This window comes from Pseudarthrobacter sp. RHLT3-21, assembly GCF_059383495.1.
In genome coordinates this window covers 103028-123378 of sequence record NZ_JBWZCI010000011.1, presented here as the reverse complement: position 1 = coordinate 123378, position 20351 = coordinate 103028, and the positions used below count along the sequence as shown (strand labels likewise).

Annotated in this window: 16 protein-coding genes; 6 read left to right on the top strand and 10 right to left on the bottom strand. The window is 65.9% G+C overall.

Annotated elements, in window-relative coordinates:
• Positions 1-466: 466 nt before the first annotated feature.
• Positions 467-922 carry a nucleoside deaminase gene (locus AC50YA_RS13775; RefSeq protein WP_252609636.1) on the bottom strand — a complete coding sequence of 152 codons (456 nt, stop codon included), beginning with the start codon at positions 920-922 and terminating at the stop codon, positions 467-469.
• A 227-nt stretch (positions 923-1149) separates the two neighbouring features.
• Between AC50YA_RS13775 and AC50YA_RS13770 the strand changes: the two genes are divergently transcribed.
• The gene (locus AC50YA_RS13770) at positions 1150-1926 is read left to right on the top strand and encodes a hypothetical protein (RefSeq protein WP_494982831.1); all 777 of its coding nucleotides are present in this window, start codon (positions 1150-1152) and stop codon (positions 1924-1926) included.
• The gene (locus AC50YA_RS13765; RefSeq protein WP_494982830.1) at positions 1923-2543 is read left to right on the top strand and encodes an RES family NAD+ phosphorylase; all 621 of its coding nucleotides are present in this window, start codon (positions 1923-1925) and stop codon (positions 2541-2543) included. Before AC50YA_RS13770 ends, AC50YA_RS13765 begins: the two co-directional genes overlap by 4 nt.
• Before the next feature lie 666 nt (positions 2544-3209).
• Here AC50YA_RS13765 and AC50YA_RS13760 read toward each other — a convergent pair.
• From AC50YA_RS13760 to AC50YA_RS13725, 8 genes are all read right to left on the bottom strand, one after another.
• Positions 3210-3989 (bottom strand): SDR family oxidoreductase, encoded by a 780-nt coding sequence (locus AC50YA_RS13760; protein WP_494982829.1) that lies wholly within the window; start codon positions 3987-3989, stop codon positions 3210-3212.
• Positions 3990-4017: 28 nt separating this feature from the next.
• Positions 4018-4761, bottom strand: a complete 744-nt coding sequence (locus AC50YA_RS13755; RefSeq protein ID WP_494982828.1) for an aspartate/glutamate racemase family protein — start codon at positions 4759-4761, stop codon at positions 4018-4020.
• A 43-nt stretch (positions 4762-4804) separates the two neighbouring features.
• The gene (locus AC50YA_RS13750; RefSeq protein WP_494982827.1) at positions 4805-6373 is read right to left on the bottom strand and encodes an NCS1 family nucleobase:cation symporter-1; all 1569 of its coding nucleotides are present in this window, start codon (positions 6371-6373) and stop codon (positions 4805-4807) included.
• A gap of 262 nt (positions 6374-6635) precedes the next feature.
• Positions 6636-9473: a molybdopterin-dependent oxidoreductase gene (locus tag AC50YA_RS13745; RefSeq protein ID WP_494982826.1), complete on the bottom strand. Its 2838-nt coding sequence runs from the start codon at positions 9471-9473 to the stop codon at positions 6636-6638.
• A 2-nt stretch (positions 9474-9475) separates the two neighbouring features.
• Positions 9476-10426 (bottom strand): FAD binding domain-containing protein, encoded by a 951-nt coding sequence (locus AC50YA_RS13740; protein ID WP_494982825.1) that lies wholly within the window; start codon positions 10424-10426, stop codon positions 9476-9478.
• A complete protein-coding gene (locus tag AC50YA_RS13735) occupies positions 10417-11679 on the bottom strand; it encodes an XdhC family protein (protein WP_494982824.1) in 1263 nt (420 codons plus the stop codon). Before AC50YA_RS13735 ends, AC50YA_RS13740 begins: the two co-directional genes overlap by 10 nt.
• Before the next feature lie 297 nt (positions 11680-11976).
• The gene (locus AC50YA_RS13730; protein ID WP_494982823.1) at positions 11977-13503 is read right to left on the bottom strand and encodes an NCS2 family permease; all 1527 of its coding nucleotides are present in this window, start codon (positions 13501-13503) and stop codon (positions 11977-11979) included.
• Positions 13504-13517: 14 nt separating this feature from the next.
• Positions 13518-14012, bottom strand: a complete 495-nt coding sequence (locus tag AC50YA_RS13725; RefSeq protein ID WP_494982822.1) for a nucleoside deaminase — start codon at positions 14010-14012, stop codon at positions 13518-13520.
• 364 nt (positions 14013-14376) lie between these two features.
• Between AC50YA_RS13725 and AC50YA_RS13720 the strand changes: the two genes are divergently transcribed.
• Positions 14377-15741, top strand: a complete 1365-nt coding sequence (locus tag AC50YA_RS13720) for an 8-oxoguanine deaminase (protein WP_494982821.1) — start codon at positions 14377-14379, stop codon at positions 15739-15741.
• 131 nt (positions 15742-15872) lie between these two features.
• On the top strand, positions 15873-17114 hold the full coding sequence (ligD, locus tag AC50YA_RS13715) for a non-homologous end-joining DNA ligase (protein WP_494982820.1): 1242 nt from the start codon (positions 15873-15875) through the stop codon (positions 17112-17114).
• 116 nt (positions 17115-17230) lie between these two features.
• Here ligD and AC50YA_RS13710 read toward each other — a convergent pair whose 3' ends face one another.
• Positions 17231-17419 carry a hypothetical protein gene (locus AC50YA_RS13710; protein WP_494982819.1) on the bottom strand — a complete coding sequence of 63 codons (189 nt, stop codon included), beginning with the start codon at positions 17417-17419 and terminating at the stop codon, positions 17231-17233.
• Between the two features lie 358 nt (positions 17420-17777).
• Between AC50YA_RS13710 and pucL the strand changes: the two genes are divergently transcribed.
• Together pucL and AC50YA_RS13700 are read left to right on the top strand one after the other, a co-directional pair.
• A complete protein-coding gene (gene pucL, locus AC50YA_RS13705; protein WP_494982818.1) occupies positions 17778-18692 on the top strand; it encodes a factor-independent urate hydroxylase in 915 nt (304 codons plus the stop codon).
• A gap of 105 nt (positions 18693-18797) precedes the next feature.
• Positions 18798-20303, top strand: coding sequence for a nucleobase:cation symporter-2 family protein (locus tag AC50YA_RS13700; protein WP_494982817.1), 1506 nt, complete (start codon positions 18798-18800; stop codon positions 20301-20303).
• Positions 20304-20351: the final 48 nt, after the last annotated feature.

The following is a 20351-nucleotide window of genomic DNA, read 5'->3' as shown; positions in this document are numbered from 1 at the left end:
GTACATCGAAAACTACAACAAGGACGCCAAGCCGTTCACCTGGACCAAATCCGCGGAGTATCTACTGGGCAAGATGAAACGCAAACAAACCATTAACACGGAACACTAGGCACGGCAGCGCGGTCAGGAAGAAAGGGCTTGTCCTTGGCAACCCGACTGAGATCCCTCTTCAGGGGGTCTGGGCAGGGTGACGAAGGGTCCGCTATCGGCTCCTTCGTGGGGTCAGGGGAGGGGCCCTTTCCTTGACTTGAGTCGAGCCGTCGTCCTGCCGCAGCGCCCGTAGTAGTTGCTCTGAGTGACGCCGGCGCAGTCAAGGCAGGGAGCAGGGTTGTCGCCATCGGCAGATGGCAAAAGGGGAAGAACGCCTGCTTTGCAGGACCGCCGGGCCACAGGCGTATGATTTCCCGGCACGCGATAGCTTTGGCCGGGTCTGATCTATTTTTACCGGTGCTCCTTTGTGAGTGGACTACTCGGCGATGTCCTCCGCCCATAATTCAGGGTGTTCGTCCTGGAAGGTGCGCATCATCTCGACGCATCGGGCATCATTCAACACCACCACTTCGACGCCCCGTGAGCGGAGAAGTTCGAATTCGCCGGGGAACGTCTCGGACTCGCCCACCACCACGCGCGGAATCTTGAATTGGATGATGGTCCCGGTACACATCGCACACGGCGCCAGGGTGGTGTAGAGGGTTATGTCCCGGTAGCTCTTCTGGCGTCCGGCAGCCCGCAGCGCAGACATCTCGCCGTGGGCGATTGGATCGCCATGCTGGACACGCTCGTTGTGGCCGCTGGCAATGACGACCCCGCCGCGGGCCAAGGCAGCCCCGATCGGGATGCCGCCCTCTCGGAGGCTCTTTTGTGCGGCCTCGTAGGCAGCCTCGAAGACCGGGTCTGTGATGGTTCGTTCAGTTTCGGACATGGGTGCAGTCTAAATCGCGCGCGTCGAAGAATTGTCGGCGGCCGCTGACGGCTTAACATCGACCAGATTCCCTGACCTTTTGTCGTTCCTCCACCGACGTCGCCACGGCCGTGAACCCACGCACCGGCAAACGGCGGACAACCGGTGAAATGGGCTCTGCTCCGGAAGCTCTGTTCCATGACGCGTCAGACGAGTAAGCTGAATGTAGCTACCGTCAGGAGACCGAGATGCCCCAAACCAAGAGGCCGGCGCGGGCCCGGAAAACCGCAGTCGAAGCACCAGATCGCCCCGACTTTGACGTGCAAGTTGAGTCGACAACGCCGGAACGACTGCGCCGTCTGACAGAGGAGGCCAGGGCCGGGCTCAATGCCATGAACGAACTGTTCGTACTGAATCGATCAATCACGGCAATGGCCGCGCCGTCAACGGCCGCCGAGACCGAGGACCTGCGCGATCTCATCACAGACCTTCAAAACCGTATAGCGCCATTGGCGGCATCTCCTTCTTTCGTCCGCTCACTGACCGCCATTGCCGAAAACATGGAGCAGAGCATAGCGGCGCTGGGTCCGGCCCTTGCCGATATTGAGACGCCTGTGTCACCTCAGCTGGCCCGCAGTGTGGCGGCGACGGAGAGCGCCTGGCGGGAACTGGAAGCCGAATTTGGCCTGCTCTCCAGCCTCCAAGTCTCCGAGCTGGTTGGCTCCAAGTCGCCAAACCGCAGCTATGCCTCTGAGCACCATGCCAAGGGCAGGCTGATCGCGGTGAAGCGCCCCGGCGGGCTCCGCTATCCAGGCTTCCAGATCGACCGCAGCGAGCACACCATCCGGCCCGTTATGGCCGACCTGATCCGTGTCGCCGGTGACGCCGGGCGCTCCGAAGCAAGCCTGGCCTTGTGGATGACCTCGCGCACCGGCTACCTTGACGGGGACCGGCCGGTCGATCAGCTTTCCCAGCCCGACAAGGTGGTGGAAGCGGCCCTGCAGTCCTTCAACGTCCAGTGGTGAGGTTCGTCCCGGGCAAGCCGTTTGAGCCGGAAGAGTACGTGCTGAAGTCCGGCACACCGCTGTACCGTGTGTTCAGCAATGGCCGTAAAGGTGGCGTGACGGAGTTCAACCCCGGTTTCGGCTCCGCCACCCGGTTCGCTTTCTTCGGAGATCCCGCGATCCCTGTCCTTTACGTGGCACAGACTGAGGAGGCCGCAGTCTGCGAGTCGCTCCTGCACGACGTCCCGCCGGGCCCCGGACGGGTCATGTACGACAGCATTGCCGACAAAATCTGCGCGCCTCTGGCCCCCACACGGGACCTGCGGCTCGTATCCCTTATGGGAGACGGGCCGCGCAAGCTCCAAACCGAAGCCAAACACGTGACCGGCACGATGGCATCGCAGTACGGTCGCACCGTGCGTTGGGCGGAGGCCGCGCACAAGGCAGGATTCGACGGCCTGGTCTGGATGAGCAACCGCCGCAACACCGACCAGGCCTACGTCTTTTTCGGCGACAGGGTCAACCCCGGGGACCTGGTGGCGTTGTCCGGGCACGGACGGATCTTTGCCGCCGGCCCGGACTTCGACTGGCTGGCCGATTATCTCGCACAGCTGCATCTTGACATCCTGACCCCATGAGCCAAGGCACCCCTGGCAGGCCAAGTGGACGCTGGACATTCGGCCCAAGGGCTTCCCGCCCGATTCGAGCGAAGGCACGCAAAACCCGTGGTGGGGCCGGTGTTGCTGCCGAACGCACCAAGAGCGGTCCCAGCCACTAAGCATGAATCCCTGACGTCCTTGCAGTGAGGTCAACAAGGGCTTGGATGACGGAACGCCCCAGGCGACGTGCGGGCGGAGACTCATGTCCTGAGCGGGTGCGAGAATGCACCTATGTCACTCACGCCCCTCCATCGCGCTCTGGGCCTTTCATCGTCACCACTGGATTTTTCGCTGCTGGACAAAGCCATCGAACAACAGGTCCAGGAACGAGATGACCTCGATTGGAAGAAGGAGCTGCGCCAGGTGTTCTCTGCGTGCCGGGCTCGGCCCATTCCGGCGCTGCGACGATGTGTCCCTCATAGGAGAGCGCTTGTTGTTTCGTCCGGGGGAGTCTGTCTTAGATGTAGGCGGCGTAGCGGACGCTGCGGTCGTTCTTGGTGCCGCAGATAGGAATGCCGATCGTCTCGCTGTGATTTTGGTCAGAAGATTAAGGTAGGCCCCACTTCCTTGTTGCCCTTCGCTGTCGTCAGCGCCTCATAGGTGCGGCGTCCGCGTCCGCAGCGCAAAAGGTGTGTCGGTCCCCGGCTAGCCCCTGCCGATGAACGGCATTCCCGCAGCAGTGATCACCACGGAGCCCACACTGGCCGACGGCGGCATTCCTGCCATCAGGAGCACGGCGCGCGCGGCGTCCTGCGCCGGGAAGGTGGGCTCCACCCTGCGGCTGCCGTCAGCCTGCAGGGCACCGGAGTCCACGCCGATGGTGGCCATGATGTCCGTGGCTGTGTTGCCGATGTCGATCTGGCCGCAGGTGATTCCGAAGCCCCTGCCGTCCAGCTCGATGCTCTTGGTCAGACCCGTCATGGCGTGCTTGGTGACCGTGTAGGCCACTGTCCGCGGCCGCGGCGAATGCGCCGAAATGGACCCGTTGTTGATGATCCGGCCGCCCTGCGGCTCCTGGGATTTCATGGCCCGGACGGCCGCAGCGGCGCACAGCATCGAGCCGGTGAGGTTCACCGCCACCACCGCGTCCCAGTCGGCCACGCTGATTTCATCCACCGACGCGGCCGGGCCGAACACGCCGGCGTTGTTGAACAGGAGGTCAACCCTCCCCCACTTCCCGAGGGCGGCAGCGAAAAGGCGCTCGACGTCGTCGGGCACTGTTACGTCGCAGGGCACCGTCAGCGCCTGGCGGTGGCCGGCCGCGGACTCCAGCAGCGGAGCCTCACGGCGGCCGGCCAACACCACGCGGTATCCGTCGGCCAAAAGGAGCCGCGCCACCGCCCTGCCAATTCCGGAACCTGCACCGGTCACGACGGCGACCGGCGCCGGCCGGTGGGGTTGTACGGGCCGGTGGGTTGCAGTCATGGGGTCGCTCCTTGTGTTGATGGCCGGACTAAGGTGCAGCGGGCACTTCCGCCGCCGTTATGGGCCAGCCTATGACCGTCTTGGGCCGCGGGGTGGCGTAGGTCCGGACCTTTGAAGTGCTCAGCCGCAGCCGGACCAGCGATTCGGCAATCGTGACAGCAGCCGCCACACCGTCCACCACGGGGACGCCCGCACGCTTGCGGATCTCCTCGTCCAGGCCGGCCATGCCGCCGCAGCCAAGGACAATGACTTCCGCCTTGTCCTCACGGACAGCCAGCAGCGCCTGTTCGATGATGGCTTCCACAGCGCGCTCCGGATCCTCCTCCAGTTCCAGGACGGCCATGCCGCTGGCCCGGACCGAGGCGCACCGGGCGTCGAGGCCGGCCAGCTTCAGCCGGTCCTCGATCAGCGGGACGGCACGGTCCAGGGTGGTGATCACGGAGTACTTGTGGCCCAGGAACATCGCAGTGCTCGCCGCTGCCTCGGTGATGTCCACTACCGGAACGTCGAGGAGCTCCTGGAGCCCCTCTCGGCCGTGCTCGCCGTAGCCGGCCTGGATAACGGCGTCGAATGGCTCCTGGTAATTGACCACGGCGTCCATCACGGCGATGGCCGCGAGGTAACTCTCAAAGTTTCCCTCGCAGGAGTCCGCGCCGAAGCGCGGGGTGAGTCCCACAATCTCCGTATCCGCAAGCGCGGCCTGTTGTGCCTGCGCGGCGATGGAATCGGTCATGGACTGTGTGGTGTTGACGTTGGCCACAAGGATGCGCATGGTGCTTTTCCTCTTTCGGGACAGGTATTTCGGGACAGGTACGTCAGTGGGCGCTGGCGACGGCGATTGACTCGCCGTCGACGTCGTCGAGACGCTGCGCGCGGTCCGAGATGACGTAGTAGACCACGGCAGCGATGCCGGCCGCGACGAACCACGCGAACGGGGCGGCGGCTTCCAGAACCGGAACAAAGGCGATCAGGAGTGCGATGGTGGCAGCAGGCACCATGGCGATGATGGCCCGGGGGTTGAAGCCCTTCTTGTAGTAGTAGGCACCTGCGGGGTCCTCGGAGTAGAGCTCAAGCACGTTGACCTTGCCGCGGCGCAGCAGCCAGTAATCGGCCATCACGACGCCGAACAGAGGGCCGAGCAGGGCTCCGAGTCCGCCCAGGAAGTACACGATCACCAGCGGGTTGTTGTACAGGTTCCACGGCAGGATGATGAGGCCGATCGTGCCGCTGACCCAGGCCGCCTTACGGAAGTTCAGGTGCTTCGGGAAGAGGTTTGTCAGGGCATAGACGGGGGCCACAAAGTTGGCCATCAGGTTCACGGCGATGGTGAGGATCAGCAGCGCAAGGCAGGCCAGGACAAGGAACAGCGTGTTCGGGATGGTCTGGACGATGTCCGACGGGCTTTGGATGACCGTGCCGTTGATCTTGAACTGTCCACCGGCCATGACCACCACGATCGCGCCGAAGAGAAGCATGTTGATGGGGATGCCCCAGAAGTTGCCGCGCACCACGGCCTTCTTGGAGACGGCGGACCGGGTGAAGTCGCAGAAGTTCAGGACGAAGGTTCCGTAAATGGCAACCCACAGTGCGCCGCCGGCAAAGATGGTGCGCCACATTTCGGCGCCTTCGAGCGCATTGTCCGAGGCCCAGGCGATGGAGCCCCCGGCTTCGACAAAGATCCAGACGGCGATGGCCGCCATGGTGACCAGGATGATGGGCCCGGCGAAGGCCTCATACTTGCGGATCATCTCCATGCCGAAGCTGACGATGACCAGCTGGACAATCCAGAGGAACACGAACGATGCCCAGCCCAGTGTGGACAGGCCGAGGATGGAGTTGGTGTCCATCTCCCGCAGCGAAGGAACCATGGCCACGAGCATGACGCGGAGCACCACGGACGCGAGATAGGTCTGGATGCCGAACCAGGCCACGGCCACCGCCCCGCGCAGGAGGCTGGCGATCTGGGCTCCCCTGATGCCGAAGCTGATCCGGCTCATGACAGGGAAGGGGACGCCGGTCTTGACGCCCATAAAGCCGGAGAGGCTAAGCAGCGCAAACAGGAGGACGGCGCCGACTCCCAGGGCGAGGAGGATCTGCCAGCCGCCCAGTCCGAGGGCGAAGAGCCCGATGGCAAAGGCGTAGTTTCCAAGGCTGTGGACGTCGTTGGCCCAGAGGGTGAAAATGCTGTAGCTGGTCCAGCGGCGACCTTCCCGCTTCGTCGGGGCAAGGTCAATGTTGTACAGGGTGGGGCTGATGGTCCGGCCGGAGGCCGCGCTGGCTGCATCGCACAGCGCGTCGACACCCATGGCGGGGTGGGTTGCTTTGCCCAAGTCAACTGCTGGCTCGGGTGCCGGGTCGACGTCGGTCAACGGGGTTGTCTGCATCGTGATCTCACTTCTTGAAGATGTCTTCCATGTGTTCCGCAGTGGGATTTATGCCGGAAACTTCCGGCAGGAGCGTCATTGCTTTTTCCACAATGCGGAAAATGGGTATCGAGTAGTGAAATAACGGTATGACCTGGGTCACGCATCCGTCAAGGGGTCGCCGAATCACGGCCGGTCACAAACGGCTACTACCGCAGCAACGCGGGGTCAGATGCAGCCCATTAAACCCCGCCCCACGGGCCGTATCTGACCCCGCGTTGGTTTACCGGGAGGAGACCAGCCCTGCCTCCTTCAAACCGAGGTAGATCTTGTCCCGGCCGATCGGCAGCTCAGCGAACCGGACCCCCGTGGCGTTCCGGATGGCGTTGGCCAGGGCCGGCGCCACCGGGTTGAACGGGCTCTCGCTCATGGATTTCGCGCCGAGCGGGCCCACCTGATCGTTGGTGGAAGCGAAGTAGACCTCGCTGCGCGGCACGTCCGCGAAGGACGGGATGTGGTACTGCCGCAGGATATCCGTGGTGACCCGGCCGGCGTCGTCCACCCGGACCTCCTCATACAGCGCCGCCCCGAGCGCCTGCGCGATGCCTCCTTCGATCTGGCCTCGGCACTGCCGCGGATTAACCACCACGCCGGCGTCGGCCGCCTGCACGCTCTGCAGGATCCGCAGCTCGCCCGTGCCGGTGTTGACCGCTACCCGGAAGCCGTGGACGTTGAACGCCACCGATCGCGGGGTCCCGTCCCAGTTGCCCTCGACGGCGAGCTGCACGCCTTGGTGCCGCGCGGCGTGGTGGATGTCTGCGAGCGGAATCCGCCGCCCGGCACAGTCCACGCCGCCGTCGGCGAGCACGCATTCGGTCTCCGGAACGCCGGTCAGCGCCGCCGCGACGGTGATGAGCCGGGAGGCGAGCTCGGTCGCCGCCAGGAGAGTCGCCTTGCCGGCCACCATCGTTCCGGCCGAGCCGAATGCGCCGGTGTCGTGCTCCACCAGGTCGGTATCGGACTGCCGCACGGCCACGTTGCCCGCCGTGGTGGCGAGCGCCGTCGCGGCCAGCTGGGCGTGCACCGTGGTGGTGCCGTTGCCGAATTCTGCGGTCCCGACGTCGGCCGCGAACGTGCCGTCCGGGAGCAGGCTCACGCGGGTGTGGGCGAAGTGGCCGCGGGGCGGGACGGTGTCGATCATGGACAGCGCGGAACCTTCGCCGGTGACCCAGTCCGGCCCGAGGTCATCGAGGCCGGCGTCGCGGTAGCGCTGCTTGCCGCGGTCCAGGGCATCACGCACCAAGGAGATGCACTGGTCCAGGCCGTAGCTGCCGTAGTGGACGTCCTCCTCCGGTTCGGGCGTGGTGGAAAGCATGTTGTCGCCTTCGCGCACCATGTTCCTGAGCCGGAATTCCAGGGGATCCATACCGATGACAACAGCCAGCTCATCAATGGCCGACTCGATCGCGAAGATCATCTGGCTCAGCCCGTAGCCGCGGAAGGCCCCGGCGGGCACGGTGTTGGTGTAGACGGCATGCGCGTCCACTTTCTTGTTGGCGCACTTGTACACGGCCAGCGATTCCCCACAGCCGTGGAACATGACGCCGGGGGCGTGATTGCCGTAGGCGCCGGTGTTGGTGACCACGTCCAGCTGCAGCGCGGTGAGGAGTCCGTCCTTGCTGGCGCCTGCCTTGAGCTTGATGGTGAAGGGATGCCGCGTGGTGGTGGCGGTGAACTGCTCCGTGCGGGTGAACTCCACCTGCACGGGCCGGCGCAGCGTGAGCGCGGCGAGGGCAACGAGGTCCTCGGTGAGCACTTCCTGCTTGCCGCCGAAGCCGCCGCCCACGCGACCGGCCACCACGCGGATGCGGTCCTCCGGCAGGTCGAACACCCGGCCCAGCGTGCGCCGGACCAGGAACGGGACCTGGCTTGAGGTACGGACCACAAGGCGGTCTTCGTCGTCGAGCCAGGCGATGGAGGAGTGCGTTTCCAAGGCGACGTGCTGCACGCGCTGGGTCCGGTAGGTGTGCTCGTGGATGAAGTCGGAAGCGGCGAAACCGTCCGCCACGCTGCCCAGCTCCGAGTGCAGCTCGGCCACCACGTTCTGCCGCGGGCGCGAGATCCTGGCCTTTACGGCGTCCTTGTCCCCGTGCAGGGCCGGAGCGCCGGGAAGCATGGCGTCCTGCGGGCTGAAGACGGTGTCCAGCAGCTCGTATTCCACGTGCAGGGCGCGGGCCCCGGCCTCGGCGGCGCCCACCGATTCGGCCACGACGGCGGCCACCCGCTGGCCGATGAACCGCACCACGTCATCGAGCACGCGGGTGTCGTCGGGATCGTCCGTGTAAAGCTCGTGCTGGGCGGTGGAGAAGTACTGCGCCGGGGCGTCCTCGTGGGTGAAGATGGCGACGACGCCAGGCACCCGGAGTGCGGCCGTCCTGTCGATGGAGACGATCCGCGCGTGGGCGTGGGGTGAGCGCAGCAGCTTCAGGTGCAGCAGGCCTTCGAGCTCTTCGGCCGGGACATCGAGCGTGTAGCGGGCAGTGCCGGTGACGACGGCGGCGCCCGCCGGGGCGGGCACGTTGTCGCCGAGCTGCCCGGCCCGGGTTGTTGTGGTTCCGGACGCGGCGGCGCCGGCCACCGTGCTGCCAGCTGCAGTGACGCCGGCTGCCGCGCCGCCGTCGTGATTGTGCTTGTCGCGGGTCCCGCAGACAGCGTCCGCGATGGAACGGTAGCCGGTGCAGCGGCAGAGGTTGCCCTTGAGGCTGCGGGGCAGGTTGGCCTTCTGTTCGTCGTCGAAGGTGGCTGCGGTCATCATCATTCCGGCGGTGCAGAAGCCGCATTGGAAGCCCTGTTCGGCCAGGAACTGCTCCTGCACGGGGTGCAGCGCACCGCCCTCGGCGAGGCCTTCGATGGTGGTCACTGCCTTGCCCTCGGCGCGGACGGCCGGGTAGATGCAGCTGTGCACCGGCGTGCCGTCCACGTGGACGGTGCAGGCACCGCAGTCGCCGCCGTCGCAACCTTTCTTGACGCCGAAGGTGCCCTGTTCGCGCAGGAAGGTGCGCAGGCACTGGCCCGGGCGGGGTGCGGCCGGGGTGGCTGTGCCGTTGATTTCGATTGCCATGCTCAGGCCTCCTTCTGCTGCGGTTTCGGGGGTGATGCGGGTTCGGGTTGCGCACTCGGCTGCGGTGACGTGGCGTGTGGGTGTCCGTGAGGTCCGGTCCAGAAATCGCCCGACACGGTGAGCCGTTCTTCCAGCAGTTCCGCACGGATCTCCTCCGCGAGCCGGAGGGTCATGTCCCGGCGCCATTCGGGCAGGCCATGGATGTCGTTGTGGTACAGCTCCGCCGGGATGGCCTTCCCGACGGCGGCCGCCAGGGCCGCAGGGCCGGCCATCTTGGCGGCGGCGAACCGCAGCTGGACGGGGCGTTTGGTGGCGGCGGTGACGGTGATGACCAGGGCGCCGTCGGCGTCGCGCCGTCCGATCAGCAGCACCCCGGAACGGCCGAGGTTGCTGAGCGAGAGCCGCCGGAAGGCCACTTTCGCGGACAAGGCCGACGCCGGCAGGTGGATGCTGCGCAGGAGTTCCCCGGGTGCCAGGCTGTTTTGCCCGTCCCCGGTGATGAGCGTGGCCACCGGGACCGTGCGGCTGCTGCCGCCGGCGCCGAGGATGGTGGCGGTGGCGTCCAGCCCTGCGCAGAGCGAGATCATGGGCCCGGCCGGGAGCGAGGTGCACAGGTTGCCGCCCACGGTGGACATGTTCCAGATCTTGAAGGATGCCACGAAGGAGTCACAGGAGGGGCGGACCAAATCCAGGCCCGGCCACTTCCTGCCGGCAACTGCCTCCGAGGCCGGCAGGGCGTAGAGCTCGGCCACGGTGCAGGTGGCGGCGAGCTCGATTCCGGCGTCGTTCACGGTCACGGCCGGCCAACCGGCTTCGCCCAAATCCAGCAATCGCTTCAGGACGGTACTGCCGTAGGAGAACAGGACCGTGCCGCCGGCCAGCCAGGCATCGCCGTCGCGCCAGTCGGCCGGGTCCGTGGTGGGGACGACGGCCTCGATGGTGTTCATGTCCATGGGTCCTCCTGGCGGGGTTCGTGCGTGCGGGGTTCGTGCGCGGCGCGGGGTTCCGTGTGGTGGATGGGGCCGCTGCCGTCCTTGAGCGAGGAGGCCGTGAGCGGCGCCATCGTGGTGCTGCCCGGTCCAACACGGGCCCGGGCACGGGACGCGAGGATCTCGGCGGTAATGGAAACAGCCACTTCGGCCGGGGTGACCGCGCCCAGGTCCAGGCCGATCGGCGAATGGAGCCGTTCCAGCGCTTCGGGCGGCGTGCCGTCCGCGAGCAGCGCATCGATGCGCTGCCGGTGGCTGCGGCGCGACCCCATGGCGCCCACGTAGGCGAGGCCCAGGCCAAGCGCGGTTTCCAGCAGCGGGATGTCGAACTTGGGGTCGTGGGTCAGCACGCACACCACGCTCCGGCGGTCCACGCGTCCAGCGGCTGCTTCTGCGGCAAGGTAGCGGTGCGGCCAGTCCGTGACCACGTGGTCTGCGGCGAGGAAGCGGCCCTGGCTGGAAAAGGCCGGCCGGGCATCGCACACGGTGACGTCATAGCCCAGCAGTTTCCCGGCCGGCACCAGGGCGGCGCCGAAGTCGTTGGCCCCAAAGATCAGCATCCGGGCCGCCGGCAGCCGGCTTTCCACAAACAGCGTGATGGGCTCGGGGTGCGTCTGGTCCGGGCTGTCGGAGCAGCCAACGGGTGGTGCCAAGCGGACCAACCCGCTGCGGCCGCCTTGGAGCAGTGGCTCGAGCTGGGCGGCTGCCGCGTAAACAGTAGCGGGATGGTCACCCACCAGGCGGGCAAGTTCCGGGGACTCCATGGCGCGGAACCGCACAGGATCCTGCACTACAACGGCTCCCCCGCCGGCGTCGAGCCTGCGGATCAGTGCCAAAGCAGAGGTGGAATGGTGGCCCGCCAGGCTGTTCAGCATGGCGTAGTCCATCGCCTCCGGCGAGAATCCGAGCGGCTGGATGTGGACTTCCAGCTCCCCTCCACAGCTCAGCCCGACGGCGAACGCGTCCTCGGCACTGTAGCCGAACGACTCAAGGCGGCTGCCGCCGTCGCGCATGGCCTCAAGGGCGGCGTCCACCACGGCGCCTTCCACGCAGCCGCCGGAGAGACTGCCCAGCACATCGCCGTGTTCCGACACAAGCATGGAGGTACCGAGCGGCCGGGGCACGGAGCCGCCTGCGGCCACGATAGTGGCAACGGCGCAGCGCTGGCCGGAGACCGCGGGCCGCCAGCTTCCCAGTGAAGGTATTAGGTCCAGCATGGCAACACGTCCTTTTCCACTGAGGTCCCGGACGGGAAGCCTGTCCGGAGCAGTGCGCGGTCTTGCCTCATAATCTCATTCCTTGCTGGTGTAGAGGGAAAGTGAGGGGAGTTGTTTGAGAGGACCGGGGCGGGGCCTCTAATCCCGCCCCGGTCCGTGACGGAGCAGCCGCACTCCACCGCCGTCCGCCGTCGTGGGTTCCGGTGCTGCGGACCACGGCGGCGGACGCCTACTCAATGCGGTGGGTGCGGATGGACCGCCGTTTGAGGCGCGCGAATGGGCGGTTACGCCGGGGGCCTACACGCCCATCAGGGTGTTGATGGGTCCCCGGGCGAAGTAGATGATGAAGCCCGCGGTGACCACCCACATGAGCGGATGGACCTTCCTGCCCCTGCCGGACGCGGCGCTGATGACGGCGAAGGAGATGAATCCGACGCCGATGCCGTTGGCGATCGAGTAGGTCAGCGGCATGGTGACGATGGTCAGGAAGGCCGGCAGCGCGATCGAGAACTTGCTGAACTTGATCTCGCGGATCTGCGCCATCATCATCGCGCCCACCACCACCAGGGCGGCTGCTGCCACTTCGATCGGCACCACCGAGGTCAGCGGCGTAAAGAACATCGAGCCCAGGAACAGCACGCCGGTGACCACGGAGGCCAGGCCGGTGCGGGCACCTTCGCCGATTCCCGCGGCGGAGTCGATGTACACGGTGTTCGATGACCCGGACGTCGCGCCACCGGCCACTGCGCCGAGGCCTTCGACGATGAAGGCCGACTTCAGCTTGGGGAACGTGCCGTCCTTGTGGGCCACGCCGGCGCTCTTGGCGAGGCCGGTCATGGTGCCCATGGCGTCGAAGAAGTTGGTGAACACCAAGGTGAAGACCAGCATGGTGGCCGCCAGGCCGCCGATCCTTGAGAACGAGCCGAAGAGATCGAACTGGCCCACCAGGCTGAAGTCCGGGGCCGACACCAGCTGGCCGGACAACACCGGCGTGTTGAGGTGCCAGCCGCCGGGGTTGTCGGCGCTGCCGGGACCGATATGCATAACGGCCTCGACGACGGCGGCCAGGGCAGTGGTGGCGACGATTCCGATCAGGAGGCCACCTTGGATCTTGCGGGCAACGAGGATGCCCATGACCAGCAGCCCGACGATGAAGACGAGGGTGGGGATGGAGGTGATGGAGCCGTCGTTGCCGAGCTGGACCGGCGGGCCGCCTTTGGTGGGGCGGACGAACCCGGAATCCACAAAGCCGATGAAGGCGATGAACAGGCCGATGCCGACGGTGATGGCGGCCTTGAGTTCCTTGGGGACTGCCTTGAAGATCGCCGTCCGGGCACCCGTGGCGCCGAAGAGGACAATCAGGATGCCGTTGATGACCACCAGGCCCATGGCTTCGGGCCACGTGACGTCCTGGATAACGGCTACGGCCAGGAACGAGTTGATGCCCAGGCCTGCGGCGAGCCCGAACGGCAGGTTTGCGACGAGGCCGAACACGATGGTCATGACGCCGGCGGTGAGGCCGGTAACGGCTCCCACCTGCGCTGCCGGGAGCCAGCCGCCGGCGACGTCGGTGGGGGCGTTCTCGGCCGAGAAGCCGCCCAGGATCAGCGGGTTGAGGATCACGATGTAGGCCATCGTGAAGAACGTGACAATGCCGCCGCGGAATTCGCGGGCCAGCGTGGAGCCACGCTTGGTGATCTGGAAGAAACTGTCCAGGAAGGATTTCGACGCCGGGGGGCGGGGTGCCGCTGTCTGCCCTGCGCCTGCGGGCGCAGCCTGCTTTTCAGCTGCCTTGTGCATTTCTGCGGGGTCCAGGATTGTCATGTCAGCCGCCGGCCCTAGTAGTCAATCCTGGAGTCGAGCGTGTTCCAGGTGTTGAAGGGTTCCAGGATGGCGGGAGCCTGGGGGTCGCCCAGTTCCAGCTTGGCGACCGGCATGAGTGCATCCCGGTCCTCGTTCTCGAAGTACTCGTAGAAGACGGCGTCGTCAAAGCCCACGGAGGCGGCGTCGTGCCGGTCTGCTGCGAAGACCACGTTGCCGATCCGAGCCCACAGGGCCGAGGCCAGGCACATGGGGCAGGGTTCGCAGCTGGTGTAGAGGGTGGCTCCGCTGAGATCGAAGGTGCCGAGTTCGCGGCACGCATTGCGGATGGCGGTGACCTCGGCGTGGGCCGTGGGGTCGTTCGTGGCGGTGACCCGGTTGACGCCTTCGAAGGCGCGGCCATCCGCGGTGACAATGACGGCGCCGAAGGGGCCGCCGCTGTTCAGGACGTTGGCTGTTGCCAATTTTATGGAGGTGGCCAGGAAATGTTCGGCCGTGACGGTGGTACTCATTGTGCGACTTCCTTAGTGGCGAGGAAGCCCAGTAACCCTGAGACGGGGACGCGCCAGTAATATGGCTACCAGGCTTCAGCATGTGCTTTTGAAGGTTCGCCTGGTAGATAGCTTCCCGGGGTCCGGGTGCCCGCCTTTGGCAAGATTGAGATTAGCACCGGATGTGTGAGCAGCGCCATAGTTTCTGGAAACTTAATTTCGTGATGTGAAATTCAGGTTTCCAACCGGTCACATTGACGCTCCTGGGCGCCGCCCTCTACGCTGAGTGCCACCGGCCGCCCACGGGGAGGCCGGCATCCTGGATCAGCAGACAGGGCATCACTGAGCTGGAACGCACTCACGCCGACCAGACAAGGAGCCATCCATGGCCCACCCTCATACCCCGTCCAGGCTCTGGATCAAGAACCCGCTCGCCGTTTTCACCGCCAACGGGCTCGACGCCGGTGGCGGCCTGGTGGTGAGCAGCGGGAAAATCGCCGAGCTCGTTCCGGCCGGCGGGCAGCCGTCCGCGCCTTGCGATGAGACCTTCGACGCCGGCAGCCACGTGCTGCTGCCCGGGCTGATCAACACGCACCACCACTTCTACCAGACCCTCACGCGCGCCTGGGGTCCGGTGGCCAACGCCCCGCTGTTCCCGTGGCTGCAGAACCTGTACCCGGTCTGGGCGCGCCTGACGCCGGACAGCCTAGAACTCGCGGTGAAAGTTGCCCTGGCCGAACTGCTGCTCTCCGGCTGCACCACGGCGGCCGACCACCACTACCTCTTCCCCGCGGGACTTGAGGACGCGATCGACGTGGAGGTCGGCGTCGTACGCGAACTGGGCATGCGGGCCACGCTCACGCGCGGCTCCATGACGTTGGGAACGGACGACGGCGGCCTGCCGCCGCAGTCCACCGTGCAGCGGCCGGAGGTCATTCTGGCGGACAGTGAACGCCTCATTTCCAAGTACCACGAGCGCGGCGACGGCGCCGTCATCCAGATTGCCCTTGCTCCGTGCTCGCCGTTCTCGGTGACCAAGGAAATCATGGCCGAGAGCGCAGTCATGGCCGAACGCCTGGATGTTCGGCTCCACACTCACCTCGCCGAAACCATCGACGAGGAAGACTTCTGCCAGTCGATGTTTGGCTTGCGGACCGTGGACTACCTGGAGAGCGTCGGCTGGCTGGGCAACCGCACCTGGCTGGGCCACGGCATCCACTTCAACGACGACGAGATCGCCCGGCTGGGAGCCGCGGGCACCGCCATCGCGCACTGCCCGACGTCGAACATGCGGCTCGCGTCGGGCACCGCCCGCGTGCTGGAACTTGAGGCTGCCGGGGTGCCGGTGGGGCTGGGCGTGGACGGATCGGCGTCGAACGATGCCTCCAACATGATCCTCGAGGCCCGGCAGGCGCTGTACCTGCAGCGGCTGCGGTACGGGGCATCCGTTCCCGTGGAGCGGGCCCTTGGCTGGGCGACGCGCGGATCCGCCGCGGTCCTGGGGCGTTCCGATATTGGTCAACTGGCCACGGGGATGCAGGCGGACCTGGCTCTCTTCCGCCTCGACGACCTGCGGTTCTCCGGCAGCCACGACCCCATTGCTGCATTGTTGCTGTGCGGGGCGGACCGCGCGGACCGCGTTATGGTGGGCGGGAAATGGCGCGTTGTGGGCGGGCAGATCCCGGGCCTGGACGTGGCCGGGCTCATGGCAGAGCACTCGGCTGCGGCGCGGAAGCTCGTGGCGGGGTAGGCCTTTGCTGGCCGTTTCGACGGTTCCCTGCGCACACGACGCTCAGCGACGTCGTGCCTGCGGGGAACCGTCGAAACGGGGCCTGTACACCAGGTCTGGCCGCCACAACCGATCGTTGCTAGCGTGGCGGCATGAGCCCGTCGAAGACCCCGGCCCAGATCCTCAACATTGGCGGCACCGAGGTGCGCATCTCGAGTCCGGACAAAGTGGTGTTCCCCAAGCCCGGGCTGACGAAGCTCGACCTGGTTCACTATTACCTGGCCGTCGCGGATGGTGCGCTGCGCGGCGCGGGCGGCCGGCCAATGGTGCTCAAGCGCTTCCCGAAGGGCATCGACGCTGAGCCGTTCTTTCAGAAGCGCGTGCCCGAAAACCACCCCGATTTCATCGATACAACGACCCTGCGCTACGCCTCGGGGACGTCGGCTGAGGAGGCGGTTATCCGGGATGCTGCGGGCTTGGCATGGGTGGTGAATCTTGGCTGCCTGGACCTCAACCCGCATCCCGTGCGGGCCGAGGACCTTGAACACCCTGACGAGCTCCGGGTCGACCTCGATCCGATGCCGGGGGTCGGCTGGGCCCAGATCGTCGACGTCGCGTACGTGGTGCGGGAGGTGCTCGACGACGTCGGACTCGTGGGGTGGCCGAAGACGAGCGGGTCGCGCGGACTCCACATCCTGGTGCGGATCGCGCCGCAGTGGTCATACCGCGACGTGCGGCTCGCCGCGGAGACCCTCGCCCGCGAGGTCGAAAACCGCGCTCCTGGCCTCGCCACGGCGCGATGGTGGAAGGAGGAGCGCGGCGAGAGTGTGTTTGTCGACTTCAACCAGAACGCCAAGGACCGCACCGTCGCATCCGCGTACTCAATCCGGCCCCTGCCGGACGCCCGGGTCTCGACGCCGCTCACTTGGGACGAGGTCCGCACCATCCGGCCGGAACAATTCACCGTGCGCACGGTGCTCGAGCGTTTCGCCGACGTGGGAGACCCTCACACCGGCATCGACGACGCGGTGGGCACACTCGACGGACTCCTCGCCTTGGCTGCTGAGCTCGGCCCCGCCGAGAAGCCGCCGCGCGGCGGAGACGGATCCGGCCGCCGGCAATCGCTGATGCCGCTCATCGAGGTGGCCCGGACCAGGTCCAAGCCCGAGGCGCTCGCGGCGCTCGACGAGTGGAAGACCCGGCATGCGGACCTCATCCCGGCCCTGCATCCGGCCGATGTGCTCGTCGACGGAATGCGCGGATCAAGCTCGCTCTGGTACCGGGTACGGGTGAACCTGCAGCATGTCCCCGAAGCGGAGCGCCCGCCGCAGGAGGAGCTCATCGCCGACTACGACCCATGGGCCGGCAAGCAGTGGCCCAGGCGGCCGGGGTAGCAGCGCCGGGGACGCGGAAAAGGCCCCGCGACACGCAAAAGGCCTGGCGACACCCGAATTCGGGCGTCGCCAGGCCTTCGGCGTGTCCTCAGCGAAGATGCGTGTCGTCAGCCCTGTTAGGAACGCTGGCCGCCGAAGCCCGGCAGGCCCTGGACCCAGCGCGAGAAGCGGCCCGGAACATGTTCCCGGTCCGCGGGCAGATAGAAGTCCGGATCCGTTCCGCCTCCGAGGGGAAGGTAGAACTCCTGGACGGCGGGTGCCGCCGTGTGTTCCGGTGCGACCGGCGTTGTGTCCTGCTGGTACATCTGATCCTCCTCCGAGGTGGGTTGATGATACTGCGGTGATTCCGCAAGGTGGAAAAGAACTTTTGCTATGTGAAATAGCCTAAACTGCCGGGCCTCGGTACGTCAATGGTCCCGGGAGTGCTCAGTCACAAAGCGTTTTTTGAAATTGTGATGTACACCACCGCGCAACTGGGCTATTCTGATATCCACTTCGTGGCGCAGGTCACGTAACCTGGGAGCAGCAGGCAGGGTCGTAATGAGCTGGCATCAATGGATGCCGGCTCTTTTTTGTTGGGTCGGCTCCACCAGAAACGCGCTTGAAACACGCGCTTAATTTCGTTGGTGGACCTTGAAGGTTCCACCTCGCAGAAGTTGGGATATGACCATGAGCAACAAAATCGTCCTCGGCGACAACCAGTACGGCAAGGCAGAAGTCCGCGTCGTCAAAGTCACCCGCGACACCGACCGCCACCAGATCGAAGACCTGAACGTCACCTCGCAGCTGCGCGGCGATTTCGAGGCTGCACACCTCCAGGGCGACAACGCCCACGTCGTCGCCACGGACACACAGAAGAACACCATCTACGCCTTCGCCCGGGCAGGCGTTGGCTCCCCCGAAGCCTTCCTGCTTCGCCTCAGCGAGCACTTCACCTCGGGCTTCGACTGGGTCACGGGCGGCCGTTGGGAAGCCGAGTCCTACACTTGGGACCGCATACAAGCGCACGGCTCCGAACACGACCACAGCTTTGTCCGCAACGGGCAGGAAGTCCGCACCGCCGTCGTGGTCCGAGACGGCAACACGACGCACCTGATCTCCGGCCTCAAGGACCTGACCGTCCTGAAGACCACCCAGTCCGGTTTTGTCGGCTACCCGCGCGACAAGTACACCACCCTGCCGGAGACCACGGACCGCATCCTGGCCACGGATGTCGCCGCCCGCTGGCGCTACAGCACGGGCCTGGACCTCGCGGCCACGGACTTCAACAAAAGCTACGACGACATCAAGGCCCTGCTCCTGGAGGGCTTCACGGAGAACTACTCCCACGCCCTGCAGCAGACCCTGTTCGATATGGGCAAGAAGGTCCTCGAGGCACACGGCGAAGTGGACGAGATCAAGTTCTCGATGCCCAACAAGCACCACTTCCTGGTGGACCTCTCCCCGTTCGGGCTCGACAACCCCAACGAGGTCTTCTTCGCCGCCGACCGACCCTACGGCCTGATCGAGGCCACGGTGCAGCGTGAGGACTCAGGCTCGGCCCCCGCCGCCTGGTCCGGCATCGCCGGTTTCTGCTAGACCGGCTCCCGGCAACACCCAGCCACTATCCCCGCCCACCATCGAACAAGTAGCCAGACCACGTTAGCCAGACAAAGACGTCTGCCATGAACCAGAAAGTCTGCCGTGAACCTCAAGAAAAAATCCCCCAGCCTGGCCGCCAAGACCGGCCGCCAGCCTTCTGACCGCCCCGAGGACAAGCGCCTCTCCATCGGAAGCACGTTCGCCTACGGCTTCCAGCACGTCCTGACCATGTACGGCGGCATCATCGCCCCACCGCTCATCATCGGAGCCGCAGCCGGCATGTCCTCAACGGACATCGGCCTGCTCATCGCGGCCTGCCTGTTTGTGGGCGGCCTCGCCACCATCCTGCAAACCGTGGGCATCCCGTTCTTCGGCTCGCAGTTGCCGCTGGTCCAGGGCGTTTCGTTCGCCGGCGTGTCCACGATGGTGGCGATCGTGCAGGGCGGCGGCGGCATCCAGGCCGTTTTCGGCTCGGTCATTGTGGCCTCACTGATCGGTCTGGCCATCACGCCGCTCTTCTCCAAGGTCATCAAGTTTTTCCCGCCGGTGGTTACGGGCACAGTCATCACCACAATCGGCCTGACCCTCATGCCGGTCGCCGCCAACTGGGCCATGGGCGGCAACGCCAAGGCCGAGAACTATGGGAGCATGGCCAACATCGGCCTCGCCGCAGCCACCATGGGCGTCGTCCTGCTGCTGAGCAAGGTCGGCAACGCCGCCATCTCCCGCCTTTCCATCCTGCTCGCCATGGTGATCGGCACCGTAATCGCCCTGTTCACCGGCATGGCGGATTTCTCCAAGGTGGGGCAGGGCGACATTGTTGCCTTCCCCACGCCGTTCGCCTTTGGCCTTCCTACCTTTGAGATCGCGGCGATCATTTCGATGCTGATCGTTATCCTGGTGACGCTCACCGAGACCTCGGCGGACATCATCGCCGTCGGCGAGATCGTGGACACCAAGGTGGACTCACGCCGCATCGGCGACGGCCTGCGGGCGGACATGCTCTCCAGCGCCATCTCGCCTCTGTTCAATTCCTTCACCCAGAGCGCCTTCGCCCAGAACGTGGGCCTGGTGGCCATCACGGGCATCAAGAGCCGCTTCGTGGTGAGCGCCGGCGGGCTCATCCTGGTGATCCTGGGCCTGCTGCCCGTCCTCGGCCGTGTGGTCGCAGCGGTTCCGACACCCGTCCTGGGCGGCGCCGGCGTCGTACTCTTTGGAACGGTGGCCGCCAGCGGCATCCGCACACTGTCCAAGGTGGAGTACAAGAACAACATGAACCTGGTCATCGTGGCCGCATCCATCGGCTTTGGCATGATCCCGATTGCGGCCCCGAAGTTCTACGACCAGTTCCCGTCCTGGTTCGCCACCATCTTCCACTCCGGCATCAGCTCGGCCGCCGTCATGGCCATCCTGCTGAACCTCCTCTTCAACCACCTCAAGGCCGGCAACTCTGACAACCAGTCGGTGTTTGTGGCCGGCACCGGCCGGGTGGTCACCGAGGCTGACTTGAAATGCCTTGCCGACGGCGACCGCTACGAGGGCGGCAAGCTGATCGACGCCGAGGGCAAGGAAGTCCCGGTGGAGTCGTCGTCGAAGTCTGAGCACTAGGCTAGACGACCACCACCAAACCAAAGCGCGAACTGGCAGCAAATGCCC